General features: G+C 42.7%; 9 protein-coding genes. 2 read left to right on the top strand and 7 right to left on the bottom strand.

What is annotated here, in order from left to right:
• Positions 1-10 precede the first annotated feature (10 nt).
• Positions 11-1174 carry a sporulation protein YhbH gene (gene yhbH, locus ACWNM1_RS13520; protein WP_449601328.1) on the top strand — a complete coding sequence of 388 codons (1164 nt, stop codon included), beginning with the start codon at positions 11-13 and terminating at the stop codon, positions 1172-1174.
• A 206-nt stretch (positions 1175-1380) separates the two neighbouring features.
• Here the strand turns inward: yhbH and melA are convergent, their stop codons facing one another.
• From melA to ACWNM1_RS13550, 6 genes are all read right to left on the bottom strand, one after another.
• Positions 1381-2886 carry an alpha-galactosidase gene (gene melA / locus ACWNM1_RS13525; RefSeq protein WP_449601320.1) on the bottom strand — a complete coding sequence of 502 codons (1506 nt, stop codon included), beginning with the start codon at positions 2884-2886 and terminating at the stop codon, positions 1381-1383.
• A 118-nt stretch (positions 2887-3004) separates the two neighbouring features.
• Positions 3005-3937, bottom strand: coding sequence for an AraC family transcriptional regulator (locus tag ACWNM1_RS13530; RefSeq protein WP_449601321.1), 933 nt, complete (start codon positions 3935-3937; stop codon positions 3005-3007).
• A 166-nt stretch (positions 3938-4103) separates the two neighbouring features.
• The gene (locus tag ACWNM1_RS13535; RefSeq protein WP_449601322.1) at positions 4104-6158 is read right to left on the bottom strand and encodes a methyl-accepting chemotaxis protein; all 2055 of its coding nucleotides are present in this window, start codon (positions 6156-6158) and stop codon (positions 4104-4106) included.
• A gap of 92 nt (positions 6159-6250) precedes the next feature.
• Positions 6251-7093: a sugar ABC transporter permease gene (locus ACWNM1_RS13540; RefSeq protein WP_341061580.1), complete on the bottom strand. Its 843-nt coding sequence runs from the start codon at positions 7091-7093 to the stop codon at positions 6251-6253.
• Complete coding sequence (locus tag ACWNM1_RS13545; protein WP_042125830.1) at positions 7090-8403, bottom strand: sugar ABC transporter permease; 1314 nt, start codon at positions 8401-8403, stop codon at positions 7090-7092. Before ACWNM1_RS13545 ends, ACWNM1_RS13540 begins: the two co-directional genes overlap by 4 nt.
• 107 nt (positions 8404-8510) lie before the next feature.
• A complete protein-coding gene (locus ACWNM1_RS13550; protein ID WP_449601323.1) occupies positions 8511-9845 on the bottom strand; it encodes a sugar ABC transporter substrate-binding protein in 1335 nt (444 codons plus the stop codon).
• A 926-nt stretch (positions 9846-10771) separates the two neighbouring features.
• On the opposite strand from ACWNM1_RS13550, the gene ACWNM1_RS13555 reads away from it, so the two are divergent.
• The gene (locus ACWNM1_RS13555) at positions 10772-12517 is read left to right on the top strand and encodes an alpha-glycosidase (RefSeq protein WP_449601324.1); all 1746 of its coding nucleotides are present in this window, start codon (positions 10772-10774) and stop codon (positions 12515-12517) included.
• A 171-nt stretch (positions 12518-12688) separates the two neighbouring features.
• On the opposite strand, the gene ACWNM1_RS13560 is transcribed toward ACWNM1_RS13555, so the two are convergent.
• Positions 12689-20212, bottom strand: a complete 7524-nt coding sequence (locus ACWNM1_RS13560) for a pullulanase (protein WP_449601325.1) — start codon at positions 20210-20212, stop codon at positions 12689-12691.
• Positions 20213-20818: the final 606 nt, after the last annotated feature.

Here is a 20818-nt window from a genome sequence, read left to right on the forward strand (position 1 = left end):
GGTGGTCATCCTGTCGCAATCATCTGGTCCCTTTTCCTTTGTAGTCTCAAAAGAAGACTGGTCCCTTCATCGCAAAGGCCATCAGGATCAGGAACGTCATCAGCAAAAGGTCAGAGAAGCTATCAAGGATAATTTGCCGGATCTCGTGACCGAAGAAAATATTATTTTGTCAGGCGGTAAACAGATTGTAAAGGTTCCGATTCGCAGTCTGGATGAATATCGAATTATCTATAACTTTCGTAAGCAAAAGCATGTTGGACAGGGCGACGGGGAAAGTCAGGTCGGTGATGTACTTGGGCGGGATTCACAGTCGGCACAGCCCGGCAAAGGGGAAAAAGCAGGCGATCAACCCGGTCAGGACACCGTGGAAGCAGAGGTCAATCTGGAGGATCTGGAGGACATCTTGTTTCAGGATATGGAATTGCCACATCTGAAGCCCAAGAATAAGGAAGAGATCGAGGTTAAATCCATCATCTTCAACGATATTCGTAAAAAAGGCATGATGTCAAACATCGATAAGAAGCGTACCCTGCTGGAGAATCTTCGGCGTAATGCAAGCAGAGGGAATCCCGGCATTCACAGTATAAGTCCTGATGATCTGCGCTACAAAACATGGGATGACATTCGAACACCTCACTCCAATGCAGTCATTATTGCGATGATGGATACGTCAGGTTCGATGGGATCTTTTGAAAAATACTGCGCCCGCAGCTTCTTCTTCTGGATGACACGCTTTCTACGCCGCCAGTATGAAAAGGTAGAGATTGTCTTTCTCGCCCACCACACGGAGGCTAAAGAGGTCAGCGAGCATGATTTCTTCACCCGCGGCGAGAGTGGAGGAACCATCTGTTCCTCAGCTTATCAAAAAGCGATTGAGATTATCGACAGCCGATACCCGCCAGCGCAGTACAACATTTATCCGTTTCACTTCTCTGATGGCGATAACCTCACCTCCGACAACGAACGTTGTGTGAAGCTAATTGGAGAACTGCTTAAACGAAGCAATATGTTTGGTTATGGGGAAGTGAATCAGTACAACCGCAGCAGCACATTAATGTCCGCTTATCGTCATCTGAAGCACGAGCAATTCATGCATTATGTCATTAAAGACAAAAAAGAAGTGTACCAGGCGCTAAAGACCTTCTTCAGTCAAAAGGGCACTGTTCATTCATAATTCCTACGTTTAATTATAGCCCACAGCTAGACTGCCTGTTCTATTGTCCTCCCCATATAAAAAAACCTCCATTCCAGATATTTGGAGAGGAGGTTTTTTGTGTAAATATATTCAACTATCCTAAACTCTGTTCCACAATACTTTTATTACCACTCAGAAAATAGATGGCAAGAGTCATATTCCAAGTAAGCTTTAAACTCTACTGCCTATTGTACCTTCTCTCTATCCTTGCCTTTATCAGATTCACTGGCATTTCTATTCGCTGCTTCCCGGTCCTCCATCATCTCATCCACTGTCTTTACCTTCAGGCGGGCTGCGCCTTCATTGTTGGCATTCGTTGGAATAAGATCTCCTGAAGCTAAGCGTTCCTTCGCTTTTGCAATGGCCTCGCTGTATTGTGGCAGCCACTGCTCCCCAGCTACGAGCATCTCATCGACCATCTGCCAGATTTCTTTCGGGTTACATACGGCGCCTACCAACGGATCCATCATAAATGCTTGACGTAGCAGCTTGTCATCGCCGTGCACAGCAGCTTCGACGGCTAAACGTTGCACCGAGATACTAACGTTGCACACTGCGGCTGCTCCTAAAGGCAATTCACCTACAAGCGGCATCGATATACCGTTCCGATCCACATACCCTGGTGCTTCGATGATCGCATCATCTGGCAAATTAGAGATCACGCCATTGTTCACAGTGTTAAAGTGACCTCTATACACTCTGCCCGTTTCCAAGCCTTCAATAATAAACGAACCGTGTTCTTCTCCGCGATTCTCCACTGTATACTCCAATGCCGAGTCCTTCATCCAATTTGGAAAATCTGTTTCGAACCAATTCCGCCCTTCGGTGCAGACACGTAGATATCCACCAGTCTCACCGTTAATCCAGCTTCCCAGGTCGATCCAATCCATAATTTCATCGCTGCGTTTACGATACCATGGCACATATTCACTTAGGTGACCATTGGATTCTGTACTGTAATATCCAAAGCGTCGCAGCATGTCGATCCGAACTTTTTCTGTGCGACTGAATTCTGGATGACTCTCAAAAGCTTCTAAAAGACCTTCGGTCAAATCTTTGCCCTTATGACTCGCCGAAATATACCAAGTCTGGTGATTGATACCCGCACAAATAATATCGACTTCCGACTTCTTCAGCCCATACACATCTGCAATTTGTCCATGCCCATGCTGCACCCCATGACACAGACCAATCGTCCGTACACCACCGTATTTGTTGCATGCCCAAGTCAGCATAGCCATAGGGTTCGAATAGTTAAGTAGGAGTACATCCGGCGCAGCCATTTCCCTAATATCACGGCAAATATTCAGCATTTCCGCAATCCCGCGCTGACCATACATGATGCCTCCTGCACAAAGGGTATCCCCTACGCACTGATCGACTCCGTATTTCAATGGAATATCCACATCTGTAGCAAATGCTTCCAGTCCACCCATACGAATAGTACAAAATACATACTTCGCATCGTTCAAGGCTTCTCTTCGATCCGTCGTTGCCTGGATTTGAATATTTAATCCATTCTCTTTAATATCACGTTGGCACAGCTCGGTAACCATCTCCAAGTTGTGGCTATTAATATCCATAAATGAGACTTCAATATTATTAAATTCCGGCACGGTTAGTAAGTCCCGCAACAATCCACGGGTAAATCCAATGCTGCCTGCCCCTATAAAAGACACTTTAAATGACATCCTTATCATCCTCCGGTAATGAATTGATTGTTCCTGTCCATTGTAGCAAGGGCGCTATGGAAAGCGTAACCAATATCATGACCTCTTTTGAAGGAAGGTGTCAAAAATCCTAACTTATCTATTGAACATCCATCTCTTCATAACTCCAAGAATGACGCTCAATGGAATTACGATATTCTACGGGCGTGTTGTCAGTATATTTTTTGAAGAGGAGATGAAAATATTGTCTGCTACTAACCCCTACATAATCGGCAATTTCAGCAATTGGAATATCACTCTGCCCCAGCAGCATCTTTGCTTTCTCCATTCGCAGCATATTCAAATAATCACTTAGTGTCCTACCTGTATGTGACTTAAAAATACGATGCAGATATCCGGGATGCAGATTGACCGCGGCAGCGATATCCTTAACCTGAATACTCTGGTCGTAATTCTGATGCAGGAATTCGATACTGCGCCGCACATAGAGCTGCGAAGGCTGTTGACTGGCATGAAGCTGATCCTGTCGCAAGCTAGATAATCGAAGCAGAAGCTCACAGAACAATAAGTCAACCATACTTCCGCCTTTTCCACCGCTTTGATCAAGCTCTAGTACAAGTCCTTTTAGAACATGATAAATTTCCTCCGGATCAGGCATAACTAGACTGGAAAAGGGCACCTGTAACCATTCAGCAAGTGCCGCTTCTTTCCGAGCGAGCTTGCCGATAGATGGAGCAACCCCTGTATATTCCATAAATCCAAACTCCACATTCAGCATTCGGCAGGGCGTCCCATCCTCGACAATCAGTCTGTGCGGTACATTTGCATCGAGGATGATCAGTTCTCCCCGCTTCAACCTAACTCTCTCTTCTTCACCTGCTTTTGAACGGACATCCACGACACAGCTTCCTGAGATCAAATACATGATTTCAGTTGAATTATGCTGATGGTAAGACATACTGTAGTTGTTCCACTGTTTATAATAGTAAGCAAAAAAATGAGGACTATAATCATCTTCAATTAATGCCTGCTGAAAAAGACTCCCACTAAGGCTTAAATGAAAATTCGTCAATCAATCACTCCTTTCTTCTATTAAAATGTTAACCCAAGTGTATCTCTCAAACTACTTCTAAAACAAGAAGAACTGCTTGAAGTCATTAAGTTAGAAAAAAACGAGCAAAACTCCAATACACAGGAGCCTTACTCGTTTTATTGTTTTTACTAATAAGATTTAATTCTCATACTTGAAAAGAAACCATAGATTGCTTAAGATCTGCTGCTAAGCTCTCCAGCTTTTGAGATAAGGAAACTAGCTCCTCACTTACAGTAAATTGCTGTGAAGACATAGAAGCTACCTCCTGCGTCGAAGCCGTCGTCTGCTGCACAATGGAACTGACACTCGCCATGGATTCACCTAATTGACGCTGAAACTCTATCAGCTCATGAATAGAAGCAGAGGATTCACTAAGATGCCCCATGAAGTGTTCCATTTCCTCTTTGACACTCGCAAAAATCGTTGACGACTCACGCACGGAAGAAATCTGCTCCCGGAACTTTGGAGCGGTCTCATTGATATCTTTTACCGTGTTCTCAATGTGTAGACCAATCTCTTCCGTAATCTTGGAGACCGATTGGATCGACTCATTCGATTGGTTAGCGAGCTGTCTGATTTCATCAGCAATCACTATAAAGCCTCTGCCTGCTGCACCGGCTCTTACCGCCTCTATAGTGGCATTTAGCGCCAAAATATTGGTCTGCTTATTTACGGCAATCATAGGACTAAGAATACTACGAATTAAATGAGTACTCTCTCTTAGCTTATTGGAGTTCTCTTGTATTCGATTGAACATCTCCACCGTAGATTCACTCTGCTCTACTAGCAGCTTCATCAGCTCTGTCCCCTGATCACTAACCTCAATAACCCGCTCCGCCGAAGCGTCCATTACTGTATTTAGTTCAGTTACTTCACTCATCTTACTGCCAATGATTTCGACATTAGCATGGCTTTTTTCTGCTTCGACAGCAAGGCTTGCTGCTCCAAGTGCAATCTCACCCGTAGCAGATGCAACCTCTCTGGCATGAAGTGATGTTGTACCTGACGCTTTGACTAATTGCTCTGAAGTACCAAGCACTTCATCCGCTGACATTTCACTCTGGCTTGCAAGCAGAGAAATTTGCTCCATCATTTTGTTAAAGCTATGCCCGAGCCGACCAATCTCATCCTTACCCTTAAAATTCGTTCGTACACGAAGGTTTCCTCGCTCACCTTCTTCCATTAAGGTCGCCAGTTTACCTAGTGGACGCCCAACCAAACGAACAAGAACATAACCAATTAGCAGAGCTATCACGGCAGCTGCCAGCACCACAGAGAACGTGATATAAAGAAGCTTATCTGCCGACTTCGTAAAATCACTAACGGGTGCATATCCCATGAGCGTCCACTTTGCAGTCTTTAAAGGCTGATACACGACAAGCTGCGGACTTCCGTTCTCATCGGCTGCTGTAAATGAATGTTTCTTTTCTACATCTTGCCCTTCTGATACTTTTATGTAAGAGGGTTGACCCAGTTTAGCATGATCCGCACCATAAACTATGTTACCTTCTGTGCTCAAAATTCGAATCTCACCTGTAATTCCAATCTGAAGATTAGACAACATTTCGGTCATTGCCTTGCCTTTAACTTCGATCAGCATGTAATACTCCGCTTCAGGATGTACAAGATTGCGAAGCAATCTCCCCATAGTTAAAGTAGGTTCAGTATAAGAATCAAAGAAGCCCTTCTCACGAACCGGAAACCACACTGGCTCCCCTTTAGCATCTGCAATTTGTTTCAGTCTTTCAGCAATACCTTCATCACTACGAAGGCCACTAATTCCTGTAGATTTATACGATTCTGTTTCTTCCAAGCTCTTAGATACCAGTCTGACGCCATACATCCGCTCATCTGATCCTTTAACTAAGTCTAGCTTTCTACGAATCCGATCTTCTGCGGAAACTTTGGCTACCGTTGTAAGTTCTCCACTTTTTATGTTTTCCAAATCACCTTTTAATGTGGAGTCGAGGGCAAACTGCCTTGAGAGCGCTTCGTATTCTGTTAGGACAAAATCCAGCTTGTCCGCTGCTTGAACTATAGACTGTGAGGAGGCCGCGGCAACCTCATCTGTAATGATATCTTTGGCAGCAAAATATGAAGTCAATCCTAGAACAGATGATAAGAGTACTATGGAGCTGAAAAGAATAACGAACAATTTTATCCCAACTGATCTAAACTGTAAGGTCCATAGCTTTTTCATTAAGTTCACTCCCTATGATGGAAAAAGGGTACAGCCTTCCATTTCTGTACAAAGGCTGTACCCAGTTCATTCTTTAGTATGAAGCGAAATTGTTACCCCTTACTGGCTCCTGCAGTCAATCCATCAACAAGCAGACGTTGCAAGAATACAAACAAAATCATAATCGGGATAGAGATCAGAACAGCACCGGCAGAGAATAAGGTAAAGTTAGTGTTTTGGTTCGTGTTAACCATATCCCACATTCCGACTGCGACGGTCCAGTTCTCCTTTGTCCGCAAAATAAGTCTGGCGAAAATGAAATCGACCCAAGGACCGACAAACTGAGTCAGTGCCATGTAAGTGATCATAGGACGTGACAAGGGAAGAATCACTCGCATAAAGATCCCGAAATTGCTCGCCCCGTCTATTCGAGCCGCCTCATCCAAAGAACGAGGAATCGTGTCGAGGAAGCCTTTGGCGATAAAGGTTCCCCCCAGCGGCGCCCCGGCTGCATAGACGATAATCAAGGCAATATGCGTATCCAGCAAATTAAACTCCTTAAGGAGCATATAAATGGCAATCATACTCATAAAACCAGGGAACATACCAAGAATCAGAACCGTAGATAACGCTGTTTTACGCGCTTTAAAACGGAATCTGGATACTGCATAACTGGTTAACAAGGTAAGAACTACACCGATAAGCATGGAGAATATAGCTATCTTCAATGTATTCGCATACCAAGTTCCAAACATATAGCTTGGTGACGTGAACAATTCTCTGTAGTGATCAAAGGTGAATTGCTCAGGGATAAACGTTTTACTGTACAATGATTTACCAGGCCGGAAGGAAGCAAATAGAATCCAGAGGGCCGGATAGAGGGCCGCTATCGACAAAGCAATCAAGATGATGTAGCTACCACTTAAGCGAATAAAGTTCGCGATCTTTCTGCTCATTGGATCATATCCTCCTCTTTGAATGATTTCGTCCGGCGGTAATTGTACAGGGAGAATGAAGCAACAATGATAAAGATAATAATCCCTATTGCCGAAGCCATGTTGTTTTTATTCTGATCAAGTGTTAATTTGTATAGCCAGGTTACTAGCAAGTCCGTGGAACCGGCATATTGATAATCACCATTTACAGGACTACCACCTGTTAATAGGAAGATCGCATTAAAGTTGTTAATGTTACCTGCGAATTGCGTAATTAAAGTAGGCGCTGTGGAGAACAATACCATTGGTAGCGTAACAATACGGAACTTCTGATAGCCTGATGCTCCATCCACCTCAGCGGCTTCATACATATCCCGAGGGATTGTAGTCAGTACGCCCATAATAAGTAACATTGAGACTGGAATACCAACCCACATGTTAACAATAATTACAGTAACCTTAGCCCAGAATGGATCTGTCAGCCATGGTAATCCGCCCATTCCAAAATACCCAAGGTATTGGTTGATCGGACCGAATTGACCGTTAAATAGATTGCGCATGAGCAGCAAAGAGATTAACTGTGGTACTGCGTAAGGCACAATCAGAATAACTCTCCACATTCCTTTGAAACGAATACCTTTTTGGCTCACCAATAAGGCTACCAATAGTCCTCCGAAATATGTAGTAATCGTTGAAAGAACTGCCCATATAATCGTCCATGTTAATACACCATAAAAGGTGTGGCTCCATGTTTTGAGAACTAATAAATTTCGGAAGGTCTGAAATCCAACCCAGTCAACCAATTTAGCGGGTGGAAGATGATCAGGTGCGGAATAGTTCGTAAACGCTAGCAGGATCATGAAGATGATTGGCATGATGGTAAAGAATAGAACACCAATACCCGGCAAGACCAAGAACGTCTGAGCGAACTTATAATCCAGTATATAGCGAACACTTTGTTTAAAGGTGTTTGCCTGAAGACCGTTATCGCGTTTCTCTCCAGTCTTATAAGCATCTTTAATGTTCAAATACCAAGCGAGGATTATGATGATAAGCATTAGAATGGTGATCAAGCTTTGAATCAAAATATAAATCGAGTGATCCCCAGCTACCATCTTAGCGATGCCTTTTACTTTTACCAAACGGCTAGGGTTTTCTCCTAGTGTAACAAAACCCCATAAAGCAGTAGCAAGATTCTGAATAAAATAATAAACAGCGGCGGCTTCTACAACTAAAAACATGATTCCTTTGATGAATTGGCGGTTATATATTTGTCCCAATCCCATGAAAATCGTCGACAGTACTGCGGCCCTCGTGCGATGTCGCTGCATTTCGCTTCCGTTCTCCTCTCCGAGTGAAAATAAGAAGCTGCCCTCCGCTAAACATGCGACGGGCAGCTTGATTCACTGTATGCTGTTAAGACTGTGATTTATGATCCTTATTGCGATGAACTGTTGTTCAAATCTTTGATTTGTTGAACGGCTTTGTCCATTGCTGCTTTTGGATCTACACCCTTATCCCAAATTTCTGGAAGCGCTGCATTTACAGGGCTCCATACATTACCCATTTCAGGAATGGAAGGCATTGGTTGGGAGCTCTTAGCTTGTGCTGCAAAAGCGGATACAAATGGATCATTAACGATTTGTGGATCAAGAAGCGCTTCGTTGTTTGTAGGAACAGAACCGATCGTTTTGTTCAGTAACAATTGAGCGTCTTTGCTTGATGCAAAATGAGCGTACAATTTAGCAGCGTTCGGATATTGAGTAAACGAGTTAACTGCGAAAATTTTGATACCAGAGAATGTAATAGCTGTTTTGCCATTTACTGTAGGGATCGGTGCGATACCAAGGTTATCTCCAAGAGCTGCTTTGTATCCTCCAAGCTCCCAAGGACCAGTGATATCCATCGCTACATCACCTGAGTTGAACAAGCTGCGTTTGATATCACTATTGATATCTCCACTCTTAATTGGCAATGCTTCTTTCATTTTCACAAATTCTTTAAGTCCTGCAACAGCTCCATCATTAGCAAGTCCGATATCGTCTTTATCTGTACCGTCCTTACCGAATAAATATCCGCCATCGGAAGCGATAAACATGTAGTTGAAGTACAAGTTTCCTACTTCCCACATAATTCCGTATCTGTTCTTGGATTTATCTGTGAATGTTTTGCTGAAAGCAAGAACATCGTCGAAAGACTTAGGTGCTTCTTTAACGAGTGATTTATTGTAGAACAATGCATAAGTTTCTGCTGCTCTTGGGTAACCATACAATTCGCCTTCATACGAAGATCCGATAATCGAAGCTTCAGTATTGCTAGCTTTTGTTTCTTCACCGAAGACATCGTTAGGAAGAACCAAGCTCGCACTTGCAGCTTTACCTAAGTTGTCGTGAGGAATAAGGATAACGTCTGCAGCTAATCCTGACGGACCATCTTGCGTAAGTTTAGTTACTTGATCTGGTGGTGCCAACTCTTCAATCTTGACTGGAACGTTATATTTTGCTGTGAACTGCTTAGCAATTTCGTCTGCGAATGGTCTTTCTTCCTTACTTTCCCATACAATTAGACTTGCTCCATCTTCAGGTACAATCTCGTCTGTCGCTGCTGCATCTGTGCTCTCAGGCGCTGCAGTCTCTGTAGTGTTGTTAGCAGCATTAGTAGCTTTTGCTGCATTGTTTCCCCCGGCATTCCCATTGTTGCTCGAACCACACGCTGTAACGGACAGTGCCATAGAGACAGCAGCGGTGATAACCATCACTTTTTTTAACTTCATTACTTTAACCCCTCCCAATTTTAAAAAAGCATAAGATGATAAAATAGTAGAGCAAGAAATTTGCGCAAACGATTTCAGAAAAGCTAAAAAAAAAGTTATTCTTTTAGCTCGCTCCTTCTTGAGATGCAATTCGCAGTGCAAGAAAGCGCTTCATTCATGAATACATCATACAACAGTATCGTTTGTTTTTAAAAACGTTTGCACATACCATATTTGACCATTTTCCATTATTTTATAAACACTATAGGCATTTATCTCCATTTTTCACATGATATCTTTTAATTAATCGATAATTCATGTGTTTAAAAATGGAATTGTTATTTTATTTGCCCCTCATATCCCACAAATTCACTTTTCCTATAGATTTACAATTATCTGAGAGTAGAAACGCTCATATACTTAAGTGAAAATTTGTGCAATGGTTTGAACAAGAGTATTGAAAGCCCTTTTATTCCATGCTATAATCCAAATCGTTAAGAGGCACCCCAACATGAATCATTGCATCTATTGTCTGCCTCCTGTTCTATATAACTAAAAGGCAATGTTACTTATGAAAGGTACAACCTCGGACAAGCTACTTCGCGGCGGTTGTGCCTCTTTGTTATGTGCAAGTTTGCCTGATCATTTGCGCATGTTGCATAAAAAACTGTGCAACCAATAACAATAGCGACATTCTAAACCCCACACGCAGTAATCAATTGTTCGGGAAAGTATCGCTTACAAAACTAAGCGTATGCTTTCGAGGTAGTTTTGCCGAAGCTGGTCAGGGAAGTATCGCTTACAAAACTAAGCGTATGCTTTCGAGGTAGTTTTGCCGAAGCTGGTCAGGGAAGTATCGCTTACAAAACTAAGCGTATGCTTTCGAGGTAGTTTTGCCGAAGCTGGTCAGGGTAGTATCGCTTACAAAACTTTAGGAGGACTTATTCATGTTACTGGAAGCTGTGTACCATCGCCCGCGGTTAAATTGGTCTTATGCCTATAATGAGAGTACGATTCACTTGCGCCTCCGCGCTAAAAAAGGGGATTTAACAGAAGTATTTGCTTTTGCAGGGGATAAGTACACTTGGGATACCACGAAAGAGCTAATTCCCATGACCCTCTTCACCTCTGATGCGATGTTCGATTATTGGGAATGTGCTTCAGTTCCCATCTATCGCCGATTGAAATACGGATTCTTACTGCAAAAGGATAACGAGAAAGTTTGGATGACCGAAAATGATTTTCAAACGAACCGGCCAGAAAATCCAAACAAGCTTTTCGAGTTCCCATTTATTAACCCTGTTGATGTGTTCACTCCACCTGCCTGGGTAAAGGATGCTGTTTTCTATCAGATCTTCCCTGAACGCTTTGCAAATGGCGACGCTAGCCTTGATCCAAAAGATGTTCAGCCATGGGGAGCAGAGCCAACACCAACCAACTTTTTTGGCGGCGATCTGCAAGGAGTTATTGATCATCTGGATCATCTTAACGAGCTTGGCATCAATGCTATTTATTTCACGCCACTCTTCACTGCAACTACTAATCATAAATACGATACAGAAGATTACATGAAAGTTGATCCGCATTTCGGGGATATTGCAACGTTAAAAAAACTCGTCGACCTCTGCCATAAACGTGGTATTCGTGTGCTGTTAGACGCAGTATTCAACCACTCCGGTGGAACCTTCGCTCCATTTTTAGATGTTCAGGAAAAGGGAGAAGACTCCATTTACAAAGACTGGTTCCATATTCGTGAATTTCCGCTTCAGGTTGTAAACGGCATTCCTACTTATGATACTTTTGCCTTTGAACCACATATGCCAAAGCTTAATACCGAACATCCTGAAGTTAAAGAGTACTTACTGAAGGTCGCTGAATTCTGGATTACAGAAGTTGGAATCGATGGTTGGCGCCTCGACGTAGCCAATGAAGTAGATCATGATTTCTGGCGTGAATTCCGCAAGGTGGTAAAGCGCGCTAATCCTGAGGCCTACATCCTTGGAGAAATCTGGCATGAGTCTGCTCCGTGGCTGGAGGGTGATAAATTCGATGCTGTCATGAACTATCCCTTCACTGATGCCGTCTTAGACTTTTTTGTTCACGGTAACCTTGATGCAGAGGGATTTGCCAACTCTATTGGCCGGCAGTTATCGCGTTACCCACTGCAAGCAAGTGAAGTTGCCTTCAATCTGTTAGATAGTCATGACACTCCACGCTTACTTACGCTGGCTGCGGGGGACAAAAATAAAATGCGGTTAGCTGCACTATTCCAGTTCACCTTTATGGGTACTCCTTGTATCTATTATGGCGACGAGTTCGGAATGGACGGTGAGGGTGACCCAGGTTGTCGTAAATGCATGGAATGGAACCCTGAGAAACAGGATCGTGATCTGTTTGAATTCTATCGTCAGCTCATTCAAATCCGCAATGAGCAACCTGCACTTCGTACGGGGACATTTACTTTCTTAGAGGCAGGTCGACAAGGCAGTAAGATAGCCTACGAGCGCCGATTGGATCTTGAGACTATAGTTGTACTGATCAATAGCGAAGAGACCGCTCAAACGTTCCGTATTGACGTAGACGAGCGAAATTGGGAGAACTTGTTCACGGCCGATACAGTGCGTGCTGAGCGTGGCAAGCTGAACGTGAAGATGCCTGCTTATGGTTTCGCTATACTTAAAGCAATCAACTAGATTTAAATGCCTTTGGCCGTATAAAACATAACAAAACAGGGTATCTCACTAGCTATGATAGCTGTGGGATACCCTGTTTTCTATTAGAGATGACTACTAAGCATGACTGTCACATTACTAGCCAATTACTAATACTTCGGTGTACTATCAATCAGCACACCGAAGTACAGTTTACTTGCTCAGTAGCGTATAAATAATCTGTGCGCTTTCGGCGCGGGTCATCCACCCTTTTGGAGCAAATTGATTGTTCTCTCTGCCTTGCAGAAGCCCTAGACCTGCTGCTCTCTTCACGTAGCTGTCTGCCCATTTGCTAATGCTAGATGCATCTGCAAATGTCGTGGCACCCACTGCTGGTTCGATCTTCTTACCAGACTTCACTTCAAGCGCACGGATCACCATGATAGCCATTTCCTCACGGGTAATGGAAGCATTCGGAGCAAAGGTATCATTGCTTCGACCACTAACAATGCCCAGCTTAGACGCTGTTGCTACGTATGATGAATACCATGCATCTGACTTGATATCAGTAAATTGAACTGGTCCTTCCGCATTTAAACCAAGTGCACGAACTAGTAATGCGGTAAATTCCGCACGACTAACATTGCTCTTCGGATTAAATTCGGTTGTCGTAACCCCTGAAACAATTTGTTTTGCAGCAAGAGACTGAATGGCATGGAATGCCCAATAAGTAGTTGGAACATCCTTAAACGACTTCACAATCTCAAGTACGGCATATTTACTAAAGTGCGTGACTTGTGTGGATATCACGTCTCCCTTCAGCTGTCCACCTACGTACTCAAGCTCGCCATTATCCCCTAAATAGTAAATCCCCAATAGATCTTTATTCGATTGACCTTTAATCTTAAACGATATTGTGATTGGCTCATCGAACTTCTTAACTACAATCCTGGTACCATCTTTCTTCAGAATGCTAATTCTCAGTTCAAACACATCGGAAAGCGAAGTTACGGTCCCCACCTCTTTGTTTAAACCATCGACTAATGCTTTTGTAGCAGACTGGACCAATGGTTTCAGCTCCAACAGGATTTGAGCACCTTCCGCATCCACACCTGAAGCTAAACTTGGTATTGTACTTAACAGTTTGTTAGGGATAGTAACTAATAGATCCCCCACTTTAAATACTAGATCATTAGATCCCAATGTTTTTGCTGCTTGCAACGGTAACAATACCGCTGTCTTACCTGCAGCAATATCGATTTGTACTTTTCCATCTTTACCATTCTTCAAACTGTCCTCACTGACAACCTGAGTATCGGCAGGAGTAGCAGGACTAACAACGGCACCACCAGGTGTTGGAGTTGGTGTCACTTTAGATACACCAGATAGAATAACCGTACCACCATCATCTCTACCTGGTAAATCAATGATTACTTTTTGATCTTCGGATACCTTGTATGTTTTACCGCTGTACTCATCCTTTACAGATGAATTGGCAGCAAACGGTACCGGAATTGTTGCGGATTCCTCACTTGTCTTAGTGTTAATAACCGTCACGACGTTCTCATTATCGTAAGACTTATTGAAGGCTAAATAACCTAAATCATCTGAACCTGCCAGCTTCGTGCGCGTACCTTTAGAATACACTTTGGAGTATTTTGCACGGATATTCAGCAGCTTCTGATAATGATCATGAAGTGGCTTCTCTGCTTCCAGTTGATCCCAAGGCATATCCTTACGGTTCTCGCTGAATTTGCCTTCAGACATTTTCCCTGCATTTTTGCCTGATTTACCAAGCTCTTCTCCATAGTAAATGACCGGCTGTCCTTTGGCGGTGATTTGCAGTGCAGCTGCGATTTTCAGCTTACCTTTGTCTCCCCCTAATTTTTCTGACAAGAAGCCATCCTCATCATGACTACTAAGGAATTGAGCCATCATCTTTGTATTATCAATCATCGACTCACGTTGCTGTAAATAGGAATTCACACTATTTATTTTGCCGTCAGTAAAGTCTTTTGCAGCAGACTTAAATCCAAAATCAAGCAGACCATCCATTTGACCTGTCTCGAGCATTCCACCATTGTTATCAATGGTTCCGCTGAAATATTCACCCGTCATTTTGAAATTCGGATCGATTGCAGTCAATGCATTTTTAAAGGCTTTCCAAGTCGTATCTTCGACATGCTTGACAGTATCCACACGGAAGTAGTCAATCGTATCTCCACGTTCTGTGCGAGCGTTGTCTAACCAGCCTGTTTGCCAAGCAATAATCTTCTCACGAACAGCTGGATCTTCTGTTTTGAAATCCGGCAACCCATCAAGCTCACCTTTTACTGCATCCGTACCTGTTGAAACGCCATCTGTACGAAGCATTCCTTCAAAACGAGCCTTATCCTCAGCTGTAATCGTCGGTTTGTTATCCCCTGGTTTAAGGCCGTAACCTGTATGATTGAGTACAACGTCAACCATAATCTTGATGCCTCTGTCATGTGCTTTCTCGATTAGCTCTTTAAAAGTATTCATGTCACCAAGATGCTCATCAAGCTTTGTAAAGTCCTTAGCCCAATAGCCATGGTAACCGTATTGTTTAAAGCCACTACCTTGATCAAAATCAATATTATCTACGATTGGAGAAATCCATAACGTATTAATACCTAGCGCTTGCAAATAATCGAGACTGTCAATCATCCCTCGGAAATCACCACCGTGGTAGGCTTCCAAATGATTTTTATCAACATTCACGTTATTCGAAACATCCCCATCTTTAAAACGATCGGTCAGAGCAAAGTATATACGTGCTTCATCCCAGTCGAAATCGAGCTTGTCACCTGTATAGGTTCTAGCTTTGATCTCCATCGTAGCGTTTTGCGTATGCGCATTACCATACTGGTCTACAAGCGTTACTGGAATAGTCTTAATTCCTGCTGTCACTGTATCCTTCACAGCAATCGTCTGTTTCAGCAGCTCCGTATCCAGTTGAACTTTACTTGGTCCGCCAAGACTGGTCAAATCCATAAACCCATCCGTATAGATAATTTCTTCTAAAGCAGAAGCTTTAACGGTCACGACAGCATTCTGATTAGAGGTTATGACCTCCGGACTTACGGATGTCGTAATTGCAATTTCAGGGGTACGATATTCAAAAGATGATTCATCATTTACGGTATTCTTTGGATCTGTATATTCAGTTGTGACACCGTTCTTCGTGATTAGGTAGGTATACTTATACGTACCTACTTTCAAGTCTTTCAGCGTGTAACTGAAGAATTCATTAACGGAATCATAAACCATTGGGTACTCTTTACCATTTACTTTTACGATTGCAGAAGTGATTGCATCAACATTTCCAATACGGAACAAGGCAGGATCTCGATACCTAAAAGTAGCTGTTCCATCCTTTAAGATCGGTTTTCCAATGCTAGGCTTAATTTCAAAATCCTTTACACCGCTGGTGACGTTCACTTTAATGAACCCATCACCAGGTGTCAAAGGAATAAACCGATCATCACCATAAGGATCCTTGTTTGACCAATCATCACCATTACGAATGACGAACCCTACCTTTTTTGCGTCCTCAGAAACCTCAATTAGAACACTCGCAGTACCATTTTCAAAGGTTGTAAAATTAATCTGGTCATTTTTAGCTCCTGTATCCCAAGCCCAGATATTCCATCCCTTATAATCCTTATCGCTACGAGTATAAGTGAATTGAACATATCGCTTGTCGGTAACATGAACAGTAGCCGTTTTAGAAATACCACCATAAGTTATGGTGATTCTGGCTGTTCCTTCAGAGATCCCTTTCACATGGCCTTTACTAGTTACAGTAGCCACTTCAGGGTTGTTGGATGTGTACTTAGCCAATTCGGTAATGTTTCTTCTGCTGTTATCATCATATTTTGCGAAAGCAGAAGATTTGTGCGTTTGACCTATTGGCAGGCTGTAGCTCGTGCTGTCAAGCTCCAAGGCTGTAAATCCAGCGGCATTAGCTTCCTTTTTAAGAATTACTGCAGTTAATGGGTCTAGCGTAATAGTATTAGCTGTTAAATTAAAACCTGACTGATTCTCAACCGGAATCGCAGCAACACCTGCTTCATCGTTATCAACAAGCACTTGACCACTCGTCAAATCCTCCGATAAAGTCAGAGTTCTAGCTGTGCTGTCGCCGTTCATGAAAACATAATAGATACCTGTGCCATCAGTAGCTTTGTTTGAATAGCCAATGACAAGATCATCCTTCTTCATTTCTGGAGCGGCAATTAGGTTAACATTAGAATCAACCAGATCCTTGTCACCCAACCGAAAGGCATCCGTAGACTTTCTAAGCTCCATAAGACCCGAAGTATATTTTCTTGTCGTGTTCTGTACTGGGAACTTTAACTCATCCGTTGCTTTAGTCCAATCAAACATGTTGACTGCATCCGAAGAATCATACGAATCATGAATGAAATAACCAAAGGATTGTTTGTTGACGTCAAACAATTCTGTGAATTTGTCCTGAGGAACTGAAGTGCTCTTCCACTGCTTAGTACGCCCATATTCCTGACCCGCATGAATAAAGGCAGTACCTTGGGAAGTTAGCACAAGCATGTTTCCAAGTCTGATCCGTTTTTGAATTTCAAGCTCATTCTCAGCGATTGCAGGATCTTTCTTAATTGATTGTGCAATAACATCGTGTAGCGTCAGATTGTCATGAGCTTCGATATATGGAACGATATCCCCTGGATCATCAGCAGGCGTATTGGATGGCTGGGCTTTAATATTGTTAAAGATTGTCGTTATTGGACGCGCCCCGCCTGTAATAAATCTAGGTTGACCTTCGGAACCGTAACCAGATTTCAATTCATTACGGAATTCGTCAGAGAAAACACCCACGCTATCCGTTTTATCCATCCAGTCCTGATCTGCTCCTTTCCCAGCAAGGGAAGGATCAGCTGCGGCGCCTCCGAATGTTCTCCAGCCTTCACCGATAAATAGAGCCTTCGGATTAATCGCTTCTGCGGCATCATAAGCATTCTGAACAGCCTCTGCTGTCGCATCGCCCATCATATCCCAGCGCATTCCATCTATCTTGTACTCTTCAAACCAGTATTTCACGGAATCAACCATCAACTTCTCAGCCATTTTATGGTTGGTGGCCAGATTGTTTCCGAAACCTCCTATAAAGTTGCCATTTGCATCTTGGAACGCATAGTAATTAGGTACGATGTCGTTTAAGAATTCTTTTTTAGCCATATGTGTATACACTACATCCAGAATGACACCCATTCCAGCTTCATGTACGGCGTCAATCAATCCTTTTAATTCTTTAATCCGCTCCTCAGGATCAGCAGGTTTCTGCGAATAAGCACCATCAGGAGAGAAGTAGTTGTGAGGATCATATCCCCAGTTGTATTCATTGTTTTTAGCGGAATATTCTGTTTCTCTAGTCCCCATCTTCGTCTCATCCCCGTAATACCAAGCCATTACAGGAAGTAATTGAATATGAGTTACACCTAGAGATTTAATATAATCGAGCTTCTTTTCAAAAGCGCTATAAGAGCCCCATCTTTCGCCACTCAGACTATCTTCGATCGATACATCGGATGTAAAGTCTCTGACGTGGACTTCATAAATGATTGCGTCCTCGCGTTTTTCGTAGCCTTTAATATCTGCATAACCAAAGGTATCCGGGTTCGTCTGGCTTAAATCAACGATAGCCGCTTTACCGACTGTATCCCCGCCAGCACCAGCAGCACCTGTGGTATCCACAGTAAATACCGCCATTGATTTAGCATAAGGATCAAGGACCTTATTGGTTACACCGTCATTCGTCACTTCATATTGATAAAAGAATCCTCTTACATCGTTTGTAGTCGTGCCTGTCAAATCAGTCGGCTTCAAATCAACCGACCAGACTCCTTGCTCACCGCTCGTTAAGTCCACACTACCCACGAACACGTTGGAGTCATTCTTATCGTACACATTGACAACGACCGAGCTTGCTTTAGGTGCCCACAATTTTAACGTAGCTGTTTTGTCAGCGTTGTACGTAGCCCCTAGATCATCTCCTGTATAATTGTACATTTCATCAAGCATTCTCCAACCACTAGCCGCAGAGACCGTTTTACCTGAATAGGTAACGCTAAGCGGAACTTTATCCAGATCAAAGGCTTTTGTATCAACTTCAATTGAAGTTTTGCTAGTAATGGTTACAGCCGATACAGGAATAGCAACACCATCTTTATCTTTAACGGTAATCTCATTCTTCAATGCTGCTGCATCTAACCCGTCGGTTAACGTGAAACCAAGAAGGATTTTGCTTGTCGATAACACCTCAGCGGATACTAAACCGATAGGCGTTTCACCAAACGGTGAAACATATACATTGTTGTCTCCTTCTTTTATCCACAGCTGGTTGTAACGATCCAGTAGAGTAAATCCTTTGTCACCGCCGTCTTTATTATCGCCATTCAACGGGTTCACTACGAGAAACCCAATTTTTTTTGCAGCTTCTTTCAATGGAATATCAATATAAGCACCAAAGCGACCTACTTGATCTGCTTGGAATGGAACTGCATCTTTAGGCCAATCCTTAAGTGAAACTGCAACATCTTCCCACAACCATAATCCATAGTGACTTTGATTGGAATCTGATCTCATATAATGGATCCGAACGGTATTTGCCGGAAGCTTAACCGGTTCATAAGGCGTAACTACATCAGAGCCTTCTGTGATCCATACTTCATTAGTTTGTGGAGTATTAATCGAGAAGTTCTTATCTCCTCCATCTTTAGCACCACTTGCACGCTTAAGTGCGATGAATGAGATTTTCTTAGCCCCATCCTTAATCGGCACATCAACATATGCACCATAGGAATCCATTTGTCCTTCAGGGAAAGGGGTCGCACCCATAGCCCAATCATCAGAAGGATTTACAACATCACCCCATAACCACAATCCCTTATCGGTGTAATCACTAGCCTTGTAGTGAACACGAATGTGCCCTGCTGGAACAGGTGTAACCTCTACAGGTTCAGTAGGGATTTTATATTCTGCGGTCACACTGTGATCTGCAGTATTGTACTTGAAGGTTACCTTAAGATCTAACGGTAGGCTCAACGCTAGATCGTTTTCTGGATAAGACATATCCTCTGCTTCTGTGGCTCCTGGAACAGAAACCTTATATGTGTAATCTCCCTGCGGCACAGTAACAACTGTACTGTACACACCATCAAAATCAGGATCCGATAACGTGGACAATGCTTCTGCTGGCAGGTTTCCTGTCAATCTTGGCAGCTTATCCGCAGCAATTGGCGTGTAGTACGTAGAATCAGCTATTTTATGAGTGATGTCATTATAATAAAAGGTTACAGTCGTTTCTTCTTCTAACTTTATGTGGATATTCTCTCCATCATTTTTCCCTTGAGGGTTTGTATACTTTGCAAATCCATAGTTCTCATCCCAACTATCATTCAGAGCAACCTTGTAATTATATTCTTTCGCTGGCAGAGTCCCAGTAAAAGAATACAACCCATCGCCTGAGTAAGTCATTTGGGTGACTACTGATGTCTCATCCCAATTCTTGCCGGGATTTTCCGCCCCAGTAGAAATAAACTGTGATTGCAAATCACCGACCAAAACTACCTTTGTCGTTTCTGCTGAAACCTTAACTGGGTGTAAGCCGAAACTGGAGAACACAAGAGCAACGATCATGAAGATCGCGAACGTCCTCTTACCCCATAAAGTTATTTTCATTTTTGTAAAACCTCCCATAATTATGAATTCCCTTTGTGCAAGCGGATACATAATTTCTCGAACCCCGCCAATTATTCTGAGGTTATGAAATCATGCGTCTTCCTTCTGTGGTTGGAGAAGGTCTATGTGTGCGGCTCGTCAAACCGGATTAACAGCATCACCATCCTTGTCAAAGTAAAAGAAGATCACAAAAATCATGAAATCAGTGCAAACGTTTGCAATAAGTTGTGCAGAAACCTAAGTACATAAAACTCAATCTTTAGCACACCGAATTCCGACCCAAATTCAGCCAATGTAAACGCTTGCTATATTTTGATTTACATACTAATGCTGTATTTATGGTATTGTCAACCAGTATTTTTATGTGTTTAACGAACTCAAATTATCATAAAAGTAAAAATAAAGAAAAGTAAACCCGATAATCCCATTTAGGGTTTATCCGTTTTTTTGAATGTCTCTCTAATTCCATTCCTCGAATCGAATTGTTCCAAAAAATTCAAGCCACACGTTTGCATTTACGAAATGCTCCTTTCGAAGAAATTGGATATCTTTTATACATATTAAGATCAATCTTGCTAAATCATTCATAATTTTTTGGTGAAAACA

Source organism: Paenibacillus sp. Marseille-Q9583 (assembly GCF_976954365.1).